Annotated in this window: 13 protein-coding genes; 12 read left to right on the forward strand and 1 reads right to left on the reverse strand. The window is 72.5% G+C overall.

Features of this window, described 5'->3' with window-relative positions; genetic code table 11:
• Window positions 1-52: 52 nt before the first annotated feature.
• Window positions 53-994, reverse strand: a complete 942-nt coding sequence (locus tag ACGFZF_RS12060; RefSeq protein ID WP_393553546.1) for a cation diffusion facilitator family transporter — start codon at window positions 992-994, stop codon at window positions 53-55.
• A gap of 429 nt (window positions 995-1423) precedes the next feature.
• On the opposite strand from ACGFZF_RS12060, the gene ACGFZF_RS12065 reads away from it, so the two are divergent.
• The 12 genes from ACGFZF_RS12065 (at window position 1424) to ACGFZF_RS12120 (ending at window position 14063) form a co-directional block, all read left to right on the forward strand.
• A complete protein-coding gene (locus ACGFZF_RS12065) occupies window positions 1424-3259 on the forward strand; it encodes a DUF5941 domain-containing protein (RefSeq protein ID WP_393553746.1) in 1836 nt (611 codons plus the stop codon).
• Window positions 3256-3993 carry a sugar phosphate nucleotidyltransferase gene (locus ACGFZF_RS12070; protein WP_147976525.1) on the forward strand — a complete coding sequence of 246 codons (738 nt, stop codon included), beginning with the start codon at window positions 3256-3258 and terminating at the stop codon, window positions 3991-3993. Before ACGFZF_RS12065 ends, ACGFZF_RS12070 begins: the two co-directional genes overlap by 4 nt.
• Window positions 3981-5042, forward strand: coding sequence for an iron-containing alcohol dehydrogenase family protein (locus tag ACGFZF_RS12075; RefSeq protein ID WP_393553549.1), 1062 nt, complete (start codon window positions 3981-3983; stop codon window positions 5040-5042). The genes ACGFZF_RS12070 and ACGFZF_RS12075 overlap by 13 nt, the downstream gene beginning before the upstream one ends.
• Window positions 5020-5799: a CDP-alcohol phosphatidyltransferase family protein gene (locus ACGFZF_RS12080; protein WP_393553551.1), complete on the forward strand. Its 780-nt coding sequence runs from the start codon at window positions 5020-5022 to the stop codon at window positions 5797-5799. Before ACGFZF_RS12075 ends, ACGFZF_RS12080 begins: the two co-directional genes overlap by 23 nt.
• Window positions 5800-5819: 20 nt before the next feature.
• Window positions 5820-6698, forward strand: coding sequence for a glycosyltransferase family 2 protein (locus tag ACGFZF_RS12085; protein ID WP_384866588.1), 879 nt, complete (start codon window positions 5820-5822; stop codon window positions 6696-6698).
• A 49-nt stretch (window positions 6699-6747) separates the two neighbouring features.
• Window positions 6748-7677, forward strand: a complete 930-nt coding sequence (locus ACGFZF_RS12090; RefSeq protein WP_356600359.1) for an ABC transporter permease — start codon at window positions 6748-6750, stop codon at window positions 7675-7677.
• Window positions 7670-8467, forward strand: a complete 798-nt coding sequence (locus ACGFZF_RS12095) for an ABC transporter ATP-binding protein (RefSeq protein WP_356600357.1) — start codon at window positions 7670-7672, stop codon at window positions 8465-8467. The genes ACGFZF_RS12090 and ACGFZF_RS12095 overlap by 8 nt, the downstream gene beginning before the upstream one ends.
• A 142-nt stretch (window positions 8468-8609) precedes the next feature.
• A complete protein-coding gene (locus ACGFZF_RS12100; protein WP_393553554.1) occupies window positions 8610-9287 on the forward strand; it encodes a TetR/AcrR family transcriptional regulator in 678 nt (225 codons plus the stop codon).
• 313 nt (window positions 9288-9600) lie between these two features.
• Window positions 9601-10512 carry a squalene synthase HpnC gene (hpnC, locus tag ACGFZF_RS12105; RefSeq protein ID WP_393553556.1) on the forward strand — a complete coding sequence of 304 codons (912 nt, stop codon included), beginning with the start codon at window positions 9601-9603 and terminating at the stop codon, window positions 10510-10512.
• Complete coding sequence (gene hpnD / locus ACGFZF_RS12110; protein ID WP_393553558.1) at window positions 10509-11459, forward strand: presqualene diphosphate synthase HpnD; 951 nt, start codon at window positions 10509-10511, stop codon at window positions 11457-11459. The genes hpnC and hpnD overlap by 4 nt, the downstream gene beginning before the upstream one ends.
• Before the next feature lie 82 nt (window positions 11460-11541).
• A complete protein-coding gene (gene hpnE / locus ACGFZF_RS12115; RefSeq protein ID WP_393553560.1) occupies window positions 11542-12966 on the forward strand; it encodes a hydroxysqualene dehydroxylase HpnE in 1425 nt (474 codons plus the stop codon).
• Window positions 12963-14063 carry a polyprenyl synthetase family protein gene (locus ACGFZF_RS12120; protein WP_356600347.1) on the forward strand — a complete coding sequence of 367 codons (1101 nt, stop codon included), beginning with the start codon at window positions 12963-12965 and terminating at the stop codon, window positions 14061-14063. The genes hpnE and ACGFZF_RS12120 overlap by 4 nt, the downstream gene beginning before the upstream one ends.
• Window positions 14064-14186: the final 123 nt, after the last annotated feature.

The following is a 14186-nucleotide window of genomic DNA, read 5'->3' on the forward strand; positions in this document are numbered from 1 at the left end:
CTCACGTTCGTGCGAGGAGACTAACAGAGCCCCTGCGGCGGGAAAGGGGCGTTCACAGGCACAGCTTCGCCTCGTGGGCCGCGTGCCCGGCCGGCTCCAGCTGGAAGGTGCAGTGGTCCACGTCGAAGTGCGAGCCGAGGCATCCCTGCAGGTCGTGCAGCATCTTCTCGTGCCCGACCGCGTCCAGGGCGGCCTGGTCCACCACCACGTGGGCGGAGAGCACCGGCATCCCGGAGGTGATCGTCCAGGCGTGCAGGTCGTGCACGTCCTCCACTCCCGGGAGCGCCAGGATGTGCGCCCGGACCTCCGCCATGTCGACGCCCTTGGGGGCCGACTCCAGCAGCACGTCCAGCGTCTCGCGCAGCAGCTTCACCGTCCGCGGCACGATCATCAGGCCGATGACGATCGACGCGATCGGGTCCGCGTACGACCACCCCGTGGCCAGGATGATGCCCGCGGAGACCAGCACGGTCACCGAGCCGAGCGCGTCCGCGAGCACCTCCAGATACGCGCCGCGCACGTTGAGGCTGTCCTTCTGGCCCCGCACCAGCAGGGAGAGCGAGATCATGTTGGCGACCAGGCCGACGAGGGCGAAGGCGATCGTGAGACCGCCCCGGGTCTCCACCGGCTCGAGGAACCGCTGGATCGCCTCGTACAGCACGTAGCCGCCGACGACCAGCAGCAGCAGGCAGTTGGCGAGCGCGGCGAGGATCTCGGCCCGGGCGAAACCGAAGGTGCGGTTCGCCGACGGAGGCCGGTTGGCGAAGTGGATGGCGAGCAGCGCCAGCGCCAGCCCGACCGCGTCGGTGGCCATGTGGGCCGCGTCGGCGATCAGCGCCAGCGAGTCGGCCACCACGCCGCCGATGATCTCGACCACCATCACGGAGAGCGTGATGCCGAGCGCGATGCGCAGCCGCCCCTTGTAGGCCGCGGCGGCCGTGCCGGTCGGCGGCGGTCCTCCGTGGTGATGTCCGTGGTCGTGTCCAGCCCCCATGACAAGGCCTCCCGGTCGTGTCGTCTCCGTGCCCCGACTGGCAAGTGAACTACGGGGTAGGGGTATCCGCAACACGGCATTGAACACCGTTGTCATATGCCCTGACCTGCGGTGATGCCCGCAGGTCAGAGATTCGCGGAGATCGTCCCGGCGGCTCCCGCGCCGGTCCGCGCGCGAGCGCCGCGGGCGCGGTTTGTGAGCCGGGGCGCCGATCGCCCATGATGATCTCCGTGCGGAGAGGCGCACCCGCGCACAGGCGCGGGGCACCGGGGGAGTCCTCCCCGCAAAGCCTCGGTGAACTCGCGCTTTCGTTCATCCGATAGCCTCAGCCGACGTGCCGCCGCCCCGCGCCGGGCCGGATCGCCGTGCCCGAGGCCGTGCCCCCGGGCCCCGAGGGCCCGCCCGTCAGCTCCAAGGAGTGAGTTCGTCCTGTCGACCGCCATCCTCACCGGTCCGCCGGTACCCGGATCGTCGCTCGACGGCGATCTGAGGTCGCTCGGCTTCGACGTCAGGGTCGCCTCCGGTCCCCACGAGACGGGCACGCTGCTCGCCGCCGTACCGGCCGGCGAGCGGGTCGCCGTCGTCGACCCCCGGTTCGTCGGGCACCTCCACGCGCTGCGGCTGGCCCTCACCGACCCCCGCTTCCCCGCCGCCGCCGCGCCCGGCGCCCTCACCGCGCAGAGCGAGGCCCGCCCCGCGCTGGCCCGCGCCCTGACCGGCGCCCCCGTCGGGGTGCGCGGCGCGGATGCCGCCACCGCCGACGGCGCCACCACCGCACCGGCGGCCGAGAACCTGCCCGACGCCCTGGCCGACGCCCTCGACGCCGACGGCGTCGCCGTGCACCGGCCGCAGCTCGGCACCCTCGTCGCCGCCGTGCCGGCCGACGCCGAGGCCGCCCACGCGGCCCGCGCCGCCGTCGCGGCCGTCGACGACGAGGCCGTCCGCCTGCGCTCCGCCGTGAAGGCCCACGACGGCTTCTTCACCACCTTCTGCATCAGCCCCTACTCTCGCTACATCGCCCGCTGGTGCGCGCGGCGCGGACTCACCCCCAACCAGGTGACCACCGCCTCGCTGCTCACCGCGCTCGTCGCGGCCGGCTGCGCCGCGACCGGTGAGCGCGCCGGCTACGTCGCCGCGGGCGTCCTGCTCCTCGTCTCCTTCGTCCTGGACTGCACCGACGGGCAGCTGGCCCGCTACTCCCTGCAGTACTCGACGATGGGCGCCTGGCTCGACGCCACCTTCGACCGCGCCAAGGAGTACGCCTTCTACGCGGGGCTCGCCCTCGGCGCCGCCCGGGACGGGGACGACGTCTGGGCTCTCGCGCTCGGCTCGATGGTCCTGATGACCTGCCGGCACGTCGTCGACTTCTCGTTCAACGAGGCCAACCACGACGCAACGGCCAACACCAGCCCCACCGCGGCCCTCTCCAGCCGGCTCGACGACGTCGGCTGGACCGTCTGGCTCCGCCGGATGATCATCCTGCCGATCGGCGAGCGCTGGGCGATGATCGCGGTCCTCACCGCGCTCACCACCCCGCGGATCGTGTTCTACGCGCTCCTCGCCGGCTGCGCCTTCGGCGCCCTCTACACCACCGCGGGACGCGTGCTGCGGTCCCTGACCCGCAAGGCGAAGCGGACCGACCGGGCCGCCCGCGCGCTCGCCGACCTCGCCGACTCCGGCCCGCTCGCCGAGCTCCTGGCCCGGCTGCTGCGCGGCCGGACCGGGGCCGTCGGACCGCTCTACGTCGCCGTGCTGGGCGCCGTAGTCATGATCGCCGGCGCGGTCTTCGTGCCCTTCGGTGACGCGCGCCTCATCGCCGTCGCGGCGATCTACGTCGTGACCGCCGGCCTGGCCGTCGCCCGCCCGCTCAAGGGCGCCCTCGACTGGCTCGTCCCCCCGGTCTTCCGGGCCGCGGAGTACACCACCGTCCTCGTCCTCGCCGTCAAGGCGGACGCCGACGGGGCGCTTCCCGCCGCATTCGGGCTGGTCGCGGCCGTCGCCTACCATCACTACGACACGGTGTACCGCATCCGCGGCGGCACCGGCGCGCCGCCCGCCTGGCTGGTGCGCACCATCGGCGGTCACGAGGGCCGCACGCTCGTGGTGACCGTCCTCGCCGCCCTGCTGGCGAGCCGTGGCAACGACTTCACCCTGGCGCTCACCGCCCTCGCGGTCGCCGTCGCGCTCGTGGTGCTCGTGGAATCCATCCGCTTCTGGGTGTCCTCCGGAGCACCTGCCGTACATGACGAAGGAGAAACAGCATGATTGGCCTTGTTCTGGCAGCCGGTGCCGGACGGCGTCTGCGCCCCTACACCGACACGCTCCCGAAGGCCCTCGTGCCTGTCGACGGTGACACCACCGTCCTCGACCTGACTCTGAAGAACTTCGCCGAGGTCGGCCTCACCGACGTCGCCATCGTCGTCGGCTACCGCAAGGAGGCCGTCTACGCCCGCAAGGAGGCCCTGGAGGCCGCCTACGGCGTCAGCATCACGCTGATCGACAACGACAAGGCCGAGGAGTGGAACAACGCCTACTCCCTGTGGTGCGCCCGTGAGGTCCTGAAGAAGGGCGTCATCCTCGCCAACGGCGACACCGTGCACCCGGTCTCCGTCGAGAAGACCCTCCTCGCCGCCCGCGGCGACGGCCAGAAGATCATCCTCGCCCTCGACACGGTGAAGAACCTCGCCGACGAGGAGATGAAGGTCATCACCGCCGAGGGCAAGGGCGTGCAGAAGATCACCAAGCTGATGGACCCGGCCACCGCGACCGGCGAGTACATCGGTGTCACCCTCATCGAGCCCGAGGCCGCCGAGGAGCTCGCCGACGCCCTGAAGGCCACCTTCGAGCGCGACCCCGACCTCTACTACGAGGACGGCTACCAGGAGCTGGTGAACCGCGGCTTCACCGTCGACGTGGCGCCCATCGGCGACGTCAAGTGGGTCGAGATCGACAACCACGACGACCTGGCGAAGGGCCGTGACATCGCGTGCCAGTACTGACCCGGCTCATTCCGTCGCCGGTCGTCGTCCACATCCGCCGGGGAGCGCTGGACGACCTGTCCGCGCTCCTGGCGGACCAGCGGATCTCCAGCAACGGCCGGATCGCCGTCGCGATCAGCGGCGGCTCCGGCCTGAAGCTGCGTGACCGGTTCGCCCCGGAGCTCCCCGGCGCGGACTGGTACCCGGTCGAGGGCGGCACCATCGACGCGGCCGTGAAGCTCGCCGACGCCATGCGCGGCAAGCGGTACGACGCCGTGGTGGCCCTCGGCGGCGGCAAGATCATCGATGTCTCCAAGTACGCGGCGGCCCGGGTCGGGCTGCCGCTGGTCGCCATCGCCACGAACCTGTCGCACGACGGCATCTGCTCGCCGGTCTCCACCCTGGACAACGACAACGGGCGCGGCTCCTACGGAGTGCCCACCCCGATCGCGCTGGTGATCGACCTCGACGTGATCCGGGACGCCCCGGCGCGCTTCGTGCGCTCCGGCATCGGGGACGCGGTCTCCAACCTCTCCGCCATCGCGGACTGGGAGCTCTCCCACCGCGAGACGGGCGAGCCGGTCGACGGCCTGGCCGCGGCCATGGCACGCAGCGCCGGCGAGGCCGTGCTCCGCCACCCCGGCGGCGTGGGCGACGACGACTTCCTCGTCACCCTCTCCGAGGGCCTGGTCATGTCCGGCATCGCCATGTCGATCAGCGGTGACACCCGCCCCTCCTCGGGCGCCTGCCACGAGATCAGCCACGCCTTCGACCTGCTCTTCCCCCAGCGGGCGGCCAGCCACGGCGAGCAGTGCGGCCTGGGCGCGGCCTTCGCGATGCACCTGCGCGGTGCCGTGGACGGCTCGCTGCGGATCGTCGAGACGCTGCGCCGGCACGGGCTCCCGGTCCTGCCGGAGGAGATGGGCTTCAGCGTGGACGAATTCGTCCGGGCGGTGTCCTTCGCCCCGCAGACCCGGCCGGGCCGCTTCACCATCCTCGAACACCTCGACCTGTCCGACGACCAGATCAGGGACGCGTACGCCGACTATGCAAAAGCCATCGGTAGCTGAGCTCCGCCCGGTCGTTCACCCTCCCGGTGTGAAGGACCGGCGGAGCGGTGAGCACTGGGCCGGCCGCCTCTACATGCGCGAGATCTCGCTGCGCATCGACCGCCACCTGGTGAACACCCGGGTCACGCCCAACCAGCTGACCTACCTGATGACCCTCTTCGGCGTCCTCGCCTGCCCGGCGCTGCTCGTGCCGGGAATCTGGGGCGCCGTGCTCGGCGTGCTGATGGTCCAGCTCTACCTGCTGCTCGACTGCGTCGACGGCGAGATCGCCCGCTGGAAGCAGCAGTTCTCGCTCGGCGGCGTGTACCTGGACCGGGTCGGCGCCTACCTGTGCGACGCCGCGGTCCTGGTCGGCTTCGGCCTCCGCGCCTCCGACCTGTGGGGCACGGGACGGATCGACTGGCTCTGGGCCTTCCTCGGCACCCTGGCCGCGCTCGGGGCCATCCTGATCAAGGCGGAGACGGACCTGGTCGGCGTGGCCCGGCACCAGGGCGGACTGCCGCCGGTCAAGGAGGCGGCGTCCGAGCCGCGCTCGTCCGGCATGGCGCTGGCCCGCAGGGCCGCCGCCGCCCTGAAGTTCCACCGCCTGGTGCTCGGCGTCGAGGCGTCCCTGCTGATCCTGGTCCTGGCGGTCGTGGACCAGATGCGCGGCGACCTGTTCTTCACGCGGCTCGGAGTCGCCGTGCTGGCCGGCATCGCGCTGCTCCAGACCGTGCTGCATCTCGTGTCGATCCTGGCGTCGAGCCGGCTGAAGTGAGGACCCGCGTGAGTACGCCGATGAAGCTGGGCGCCGTCATCATCACCATGGGCAACCGGCCCGACGACCTGCGTGCGCTCCTCGACTCGGTCGCCAAGCAGGACGGCGACCCGATCGAGACCGTGGTGGTCGGCAACGGCGCTCCCGTCACCGGCGTGCCGGACGGGGTCCACACCATCGACCTGCCCGAGAACCTCGGCATCCCCGGCGGCCGCAACGTCGGCATCGAGGCCTTCGGCCCCGGTGGCCCGTGCGGCCCCGTGGACGCTCTGCTCTTCCTGGACGACGACGGTCTGCTGGCCCACGCCGACACCGGGGAGCTGGTCCGCCAGGCGTTCACCGCCGACCCGCGGCTCGGCATCATCAGCTTCCGGATCGCGGACCCGGAGACCGGTCTGACCCAGCGCCGCCACGTGCCGCGGCTGCGCGCCGCCGACCCGATGCGCTCCTCGCGCGTGACCACCTTCCTCGGCGGCGCCAACGCCGTCCGCAGCAAGGTGTTCACCGAGGTCGGCGGGCTGCCGGACGCGTTCTTCTACGCCCATGAGGAGACGGATCTCGCCTGGCGGGCCCTCGACGCCGACTGGATGATCGACTACCGTTCCGACATGGTGCTGCTCCACCCCACCACTCCGCCGTCCCGGCACGCGACCTACCACTACAACGTGGCTCGCAATCGAGTGTGGCTGGCTCGCCGCAATCTGCCCGCACCCCTGGTGCCGGTCTATCTCGGCGTCTGGCTGCTCCTCACGCTGGCACGGCGGCCCTCCGTTCCCGCCCTCAAGGCATGGTTCGGCGGCTTCCGGGAGGGCTGGACCGCTCCCTGCGGACCGCGCCGTCCCATGAAGTGGCGTACGGTGTGGCGGCTGACCCGACTGGGACGCCCGCCCGTCGTCTGACGGCGTGCCCCCGACTTGCCGCGCATCTTGAATACGAAAGTTTCGACTTGTGAGTGACACAACCCACGACGGCGCGGTCGCGACGAGCGCCCCGCCGTCCGCTGACGACGGCCTGACCCCGGCCGCGCTGGCCGCGAAGTACGGCCTGGCTGTCAGCGGTGCCCGCCCGGGGCTCCTGGAGTACATCCGCCAGCTGTGGGGGCGGCGCCACTTCATCCTGGCCTTCTCCCAGGCGAAGCTCACCGCGCAGTACAGCCAGGCCAAGCTCGGGCAGCTGTGGCAGGTCGTGACCCCGCTCCTCAACGCGCTGGTCTACTTCCTGATCTTCGGGCTGATCCTCAACGCCGACCGGGGCATGTCGCGGGAGGTGTACATCCCGTTCCTGGTCACCGGCGTCTTCGTGTTCACCTTCACCCAGAGCTCGGTGATGGCGGGCGTCCGGGCGATCGCCGGCAACATCGGCCTGGTCCGGGCGCTGCACTTCCCCCGGGCCTCGCTGCCGATCTCCTTCGCGCTCCAGCAGCTCCAGCAGCTGCTGTTCTCGATGGTCGTGCTGATCGCGATCGCGGTCGCCTTCGGCAGCTACCCCTCGCTCAGCTGGCTGCTCATGCTGCCCGCGCTGGCGCTGCAGTTCGTCTTCAACGTGGGACTCGCCCTGATCATGGCGCGGCTGGGCAGCAAGACCCCGGACCTCGCCCAGCTGATGCCGTTCATCATGCGCACCTGGATGTACGGCTCGGGCGTGATGTTCTCCATCCCGGTGATGCTCGCGGACAAGCCGGCCTGGATCGCCGACGTCCTCATGTACAACCCGGCGGCCATCTACATGGACCTGATCCGGTTCGCCCTGATCGACGGCTACGACTCCGCGAACCTGCCGCCGCACGTCTGGATCGCGGCGCTCGCCTGGGCCGCGCTCGTCGGGCTCGCCGGCTTCGTCTACTTCTGGAAGGCCGAAGAGAGGTACGGCCGTGGCTGACAACGGCACCGGGGAACGCATCCCCACGGTCATCGCGGACGACGTCCACATCGTCTACCGGGTCAACGGCGGCGGTGGCGGCAAGGGCAGCGCCACGGCCGCACTGAGCCGGATCCTCGGCCGCGGCAAGGGAGGCGGCCAGACCGCCTCGCGCGGTGTCCGCAAGGTCCACGCCGTGCGCGGGGTCTCCTTCACCGCCTACCGCGGCGAGGCCATCGGCCTCATCGGCACCAACGGTTCGGGCAAGTCGACGCTGCTGCGCGCGATCGCCGGCCTGCTCCCCACCGAGCACGGCAAGGTCTACACCGACGGCCAGCCCTCGCTCCTCGGCGTCAACGCGGCGCTGATGAACGACCTGACCGGCGAGCGCAACGTGATACTCGGCGGCCTCGCCATGGGCATGAGCCGGGAGGAGATCCGCAAGCGCTACCAGCAGATCGTCGACTTCTCCGGCATCAACGAGAAGGGCGACTTCATCAGCCTGCCGATGAGGACGTACTCCTCCGGCATGGGCGCCCGGCTCCGCTTCGCCATCGCCGCCGCCAAGAACCACGACGTCCTCATGATCGACGAGGCGCTCGCGACCGGTGACCGCGCCTTCCAGATCCGCTCCGAGGAGCGCATCCGCGAGCTCCGCAAGGAGGCCGGCACGGTCTTCCTGGTCAGTCACAGCAACAAGTCCATCAGGGACACCTGCGACCGCGTGCTCTGGCTGGAGAAGGGCGAGCTGCTGATGGACGGTCCGACCGAAGAGGTCCTGCGGGCCTACGAGCGCGAGACCGGGAAGTAGCCGGCCCCGCTCCCCCTGGGAGCCGCTCCCGTACGACGTCGAGCACCCCCCGTCGGCCCTGCCGGCGGGGGGTGTCCGGTTCCGGGCGCGTCGCGGCCCCGCCCGGAATGTTCATGCGGTCAACATCGGGCAGGATGAGCCCATGGCAGCGATCTCGGGGGGAAAGTCCTACCACCACGGCGACCTGCGCAACGCGCTGATCTGCGCCGCCGTCGACCTCGCCCGCGAAGGCGGCCCCGAACGGGTCGTGCTGCGGGAGGCCGCCCGTCGCGTCTGCGTCTCGCCCACCGCCGCCTACCGGCACTTCGACGGCCAGGGCGAGCTGCTCGGAGCCGTCAAGGCCCACGCCCAGCGGGAGCTCGCCGAGGCCATGGAGCGGGCCGCCGACGGCGCCCCGGGCGCCGACGACCCCGCCACGGCGGCCGAGCTGCGGCTCGCCGCCCTCGGCCGCGCCTACGTCGGTTTCGCCCTGGACCACTCCGGCCTCTTCCGGGCGGCGTTCTGCACTCCCCGGCCCGCCTGCGGCGAGGAGTGGAACCCGGGCGGGCGGGCGCCCCGGCCGGAACCGGAGATCCGCGCGTTCACCCTGCTCACGGACGCGCTCGCGGCCCTGGCCCGGGCCCGCCGCGTACTGCCCGCCTGCCGGACCGCGGCCGAGGCCGCCGCGTGTTCGGCCGTGCACGGGCTGTCACTCCTCCTGCTCGAAGGGCCGCTGCGGCGGCTTCCCGCGCAGCGCCGGGAGGACGTCGTCGAGAGCACCCTGGCCATGGTCGTCTCCGGCGCGCGGGTCGGCCGCGCCGCGCGGGACGCCCGCGCCTAGGTGGCGGGTGCGTGAACTCCCGTGCCCTGAGGGAAGGTTGGCGCGACGGGTGACGTTTTCGCAATGAGCCCAGCACCCCGACGCGGCACTGGGCGTTGTACAACGTAAGCTGTACCGGTGCTGATTCGTGGCAAGTGGGGCGATACTCCCTAGGCATCCCGGCCGTCAGGCGGTGATCCCTCCGGGGAGGCCCGGTGGCGTGTCCGAAATAGGATGGATTGGATCGGCAGTGTAGAACAGGAGATGTGACGGCCATGACGCGAAATCTCCAGCTCCACGAGGGTGTCGCCGTCCCCGCGTCGGGCAGCGCGCGGTGACCCGAATCCGGCAGGCGCGCCCCGACGCCACCCCGCGCACCACGCTCGACAAGGCCGCGGACGAGAACTTCCCCGTGGCCCCGTTCTTCCTGCCGCGCGCCTGGCGCGACGATCTCATGGCGGCCTACGGCTACGCCCGCCTCGTCGACGACATCGGCGACGGCGACCTCGCACCCGGCGGAGCCGACGCCCGCCTGCTCGGCGTCGCGCCCGAGGACGCCGAGGACCGCGGCGTGATGCTGGACGCCCTCGAGGCCGACCTGCACCGCGTCTTCGACTCCACGCCCCGTCACCCGCTGCTGCGGGCCCTCCAGCCGACCGTGCGCCGCCGCGGCCTGACCCCCGAACCGTTCCTCGGCCTGCTCGCCGCGAACCGCCAGGACCAGCTGGTGCGCCGCTACGAGACCTATGACGACCTCCTCGCCTACTGCGAGCTCTCCGCGAACCCCGTCGGCCGGATCGTCCTGGGCGTCACCGGCACCGCGACCCCCGAGCGGATCCGTCGCTCCGACGCGATCTGCACCGCCCTGCAGATCGTCGAGCACCTCCAGGACGTCGCCGAGGACCTCGGCCGGGACCGGATCTACCTGCCCGCCGAGGACCTGAAGCGCTTCCACGTCACCGAGGACGACCTCGCCCGGCCCACCGCCGGCGCGTCGGTGCGTTCCCTGATCGCCTTCGAGGCCGAACGCGCCCGCGCGCTGCTGGAGGAAGGGACGCCGCTGGTGGGCAGCGTCCACGGCAGGCTGCGTCTGCTGCTCGCCGGGTTCGCGGCAGGCGGGCACGCCGCGCTCGACGCGATCGCCGCCGCCGGGTTCGACGTGCTGGCGCGTCCTCCCAAGCCCACCAAACCGAGTCTGATGCGCCGAGCCGGAACGGTCCTGCTCGCGGCGCGGAGAGAGGGGTGAGCCGGACCGTGGAGGGACAGACGCAGGCGTCGGCGCCGGTACAGGCCGCGTACAGCTACTGCGAGGCCGTCACCGGACAGCAGGCCCGCAACTTCGCCTACGGGATCCGACTGCTGCCGGTCGAGAAGCGGCAGGCCATGTCGGCGCTGTACGCGTTCTCCCGGCGGGTCGACGACATCGGCGACGGCGGCCTCGCGCCCGAGGTCAAGCAGGACCGCCTCGAAGGGACCCGCGCCCTGCTGGAGCGGATCCGCAAGGGCGACGTCGACGAGGACGACACGGACCCCGTGGCGGTGGCCCTCGCCGACGCCTCGCGCCGCTTCCCGATCCCGCTCGACGGACTCGACGAGCTGATCGACGGCGTCCTCATGGACGTGCGCGGCGAGACCTACGAGACCTGGGACGACCTGAAGGTCTACTGCCGGTGCGTCGCCGGTGCCATCGGCCGGCTCTCGCTCGGCGTCTTCGGCACCCAGCCGGGCGCGCAGGGCGTGGAGCGGGCCGCCGAGTACGCCGACACCCTGGGCCTCGCGCTCCAGCTCACCAACATCCTGCGGGACGTACGGGAGGACGCCGGCAACGGACGCACCTACCTGCCCGCCGACGATCTCGCCAAGTTCGGCTGCGGCGAGGGCTTCCACGGCGACACCCCGCCCGCCGGCGCCGACTTCGCCGGCCTCGTCCACTTCGAAGTCCGCCGCGCACGGGCCCTGTTCGCCGAGGGGTACCGGCTCCTGCCCATGCTCGACCGGCGCAGCGGCGCCTGCGTCGCCGCCATGGCCGGCATCTACCGGCGGCTGCTCGACCGGATCGAGCGCGACCCCGAGGCCGTCCTGCGCGGACGGGTCTCGCTGCCCGGCCACGAGAAGGCGTACGTCGCCGTCCGCGGCCTGTCCGGTCTCGACACCCGTCACGTCTCCCGGCGCACCGTCAGGAGGCGTGCCTGATGCGCCCGCACACGCACGGCGACCACGCAACCCCGGAGCGCTCGGCGGCGTCCATGACTGCGACGGCCCGAGGGGAGGCGGCATGACCGACGACGACGGCGCACGCCGCCCCGCGACCGCACGGACCGACACCGACCGCCCGCCGCACGCCGTCGTCGTCGGCGGCGGACTCGCCGGCATCACCGCCGCCCTCCAGCTCGCCGACAGCGGCGTGCGGGTCACCCTGCTCGAAGGCCGCCCCCGGCTGGGCGGGCTCGCCTTCTCCTTCCGCCGCGGCGAACTGACCGTCGACAACGGCCAGCACGTCTACCTGCGCTGCTGCACCGCCTACCGCTGGTTCCTCGACCGTGTCGAAGGCGCCGCGCTGGCGCCGCTGCAGCGGCGCCTGGACGTCCCCGTCCTCGACGTCGCCCACCCCCGGGGACCCCGGCTCGGACGGCTGCGCCGCAGCGGCCTGCCCGTACCGCTCCACCTGGCCGCCAGCCTCGCCACGTATCCGCACCTCTCGCTCGCCGAACGCGCGAGCGTCGGCCGCGCCGCCCTCGCGCTGAAGGCGCTCGACCCCGCCGACCCCGCCCTCGACGGCATCGACTTCGCGACCTGGCTCGGCCGGCACGGCCAGTCCGCCCGCACCATCGAGGCTCTCTGGGACCTGGTCGGCGTCGCCACCCTCAACGCCACCGCCCCGCACGCCTCGATGGGCCTGGCCGCCATGGTCTTCAGGACCGGCCTGCTCTCCGAGCCCGGCGCCGCCGACATCGGATGGGCCCACGTCCCCCTCGGCGAGCTCCACGACACCCTGGCCGGCAAGGCCCTCGACTCCCTCGGCGTGCGCACCGCCCTGCGCACCAAGGCCGAGCGGATCACCCGGGCCGAATCCGGGCGCTGGACCGTCGAGGTGCCGGGGGAGCGGATCGAGGCCGACGCCGTCGTGCTCGCCGTACCGCAGCGCGAGACCCGCGACCTGCTGCCCGAGGGCGCGCTCGACGACCCCGACCGGCTTCTCGACATCGGCACGGCGCCCATCCTCAACGTGCACGTCGTGTACGACCGCAAGGTGCTCCGGCAGCCCTTCTTCGCCGCGCTCGGCACCCCGGTCCAGTGGGTCTTCGACCGCACGGACTCCTCCGGGCTCAAGGGCGGCGGCCAGTACCTCGCGGTCTCGCAGTCCGCCGCCCAGGACGACGTCGACCTGCCGGTCGCCGAGCTGCGCGCCCGGTACCTCCCGGAACTGGAGCGCCTGCTGCCCGCCGCCCGCGGCGCCGGCATCCGCGACTTCTTCGTCACCCGGGAGCGTACGGCCACGTTCGCTCCCACCCCGGGCGTCGGCCGGCTCCGTCCCGGCGCCCGCACCCATGCTCCCGGCCTGTACCTGGCCGGCGCGTGGACCGCCACCGGCTGGCCCGCGACCATGGAGGGCGCCGTCCGCAGCGGTTTCAGCGCCGCGGGCGCCGCGCTCTCCGCCCTCGGCCGCCGCCATGAACACCCGCTGCAGGAGGCGGTATGAGTGTGAGTACTGGAACAAGAGGAGAAACCGTGCCGACAGTGCCCCCGGTGAATCCGGTCGTCGACACCGAGGACGTGACCGCCCTGCTGGAGCGGGGACGGACCCTGTCCACCCCTGTGCTGCGGGCTGCCGTCGACCGGCTCGCACCCCCGATGGACACCGTGGCCGCCTACCACTTCGGCTGGATCGACGCCCAGGGCAACCCGGCCGACGGCGACGGCGGCAAGGCCGTCCGCCCGGCGCTCGCGCTGCTCTCCGCCGAGGCGGCCGGTGCGGCCCCCGAGGTCGGCGTCCCCGGCGCCGTCGCCGTGGAGCTCGTCCACAACTTCTCGCTGCTGCACGACGACCTGATGGACGGCGACGAGCAGCGCCGCCACCGCGACACGGTCTGGAAGGTGCACGGCCCCGCCCAGGCGATCCTCGTCGGCGACGCCCTGTTCGCGCTGGCCAACGAACTGCTCCTCGAACTCGGCACCGTCGAGGCCGGCCGCGCCACCCGCCGCCTGACCACCGCCACCCGCAAGCTGATCGACGGCCAGGCCCAGGACATCTCCTACGAGCACCGCGAGCGGGTCACCGTCGAGGAGTGCCTGGAGATGGAGGGCAACAAGACGGGCGCCCTGCTCGCCTGCGCGGTCTCCATCGGCGCGGTCCTCGGCGGCGCCGACGACCGCACGGCGGACAAGCTGGAGGAGTACGGCTACCACCTCGGCCTCGCCTTCCAGGCCGTCGACGACCTGCTCGGCATCTGGGGCGACCCGGAGTCCACCGGCAAGCAGACCTGGAGCGACCTGCGCCAGCGCAAGAAGTCCCTGCCGGTCGTCGCCGCCCTCGCCGCGGGCGGACCGGCCTCCGAGCGGCTCGGCGAACTGCTCGCCGCCGACGCCAAGAGCAACGACTTCGACTCCTTCTCCGAGGAGGAGTTCGCCACCCGGGCGGCGCTCATCGAGGAGGCGGGCGGCCGGGAGTGGACCTCCCAGGAGGCCCGCCGCCAGCACGCCGTCGCCATCGGCGCGCTGCACGAGGTGGACATGCCCGAGCGGGTCAGGGCCCAGCTCACCGCACTCGCCGACTTCGTCGTCGTACGGAAGAGATGATCACCATCACCCTGATATGAGTTCGCAGTCGCCGGGCGGCGCCCCCCCCCCCCCCCCCCCCCCCCCCCCCCACCGCCCCCAAACCCCCCCCCCCCCGGGGCCCCCAGACACCCCCCAACCCCC

The sequence above is a fragment of the Streptomyces sp. NPDC048338 genome, assembly GCF_043201055.1.
GTDB lineage: Bacteria > Actinomycetota > Actinomycetes > Streptomycetales > Streptomycetaceae > Streptomyces.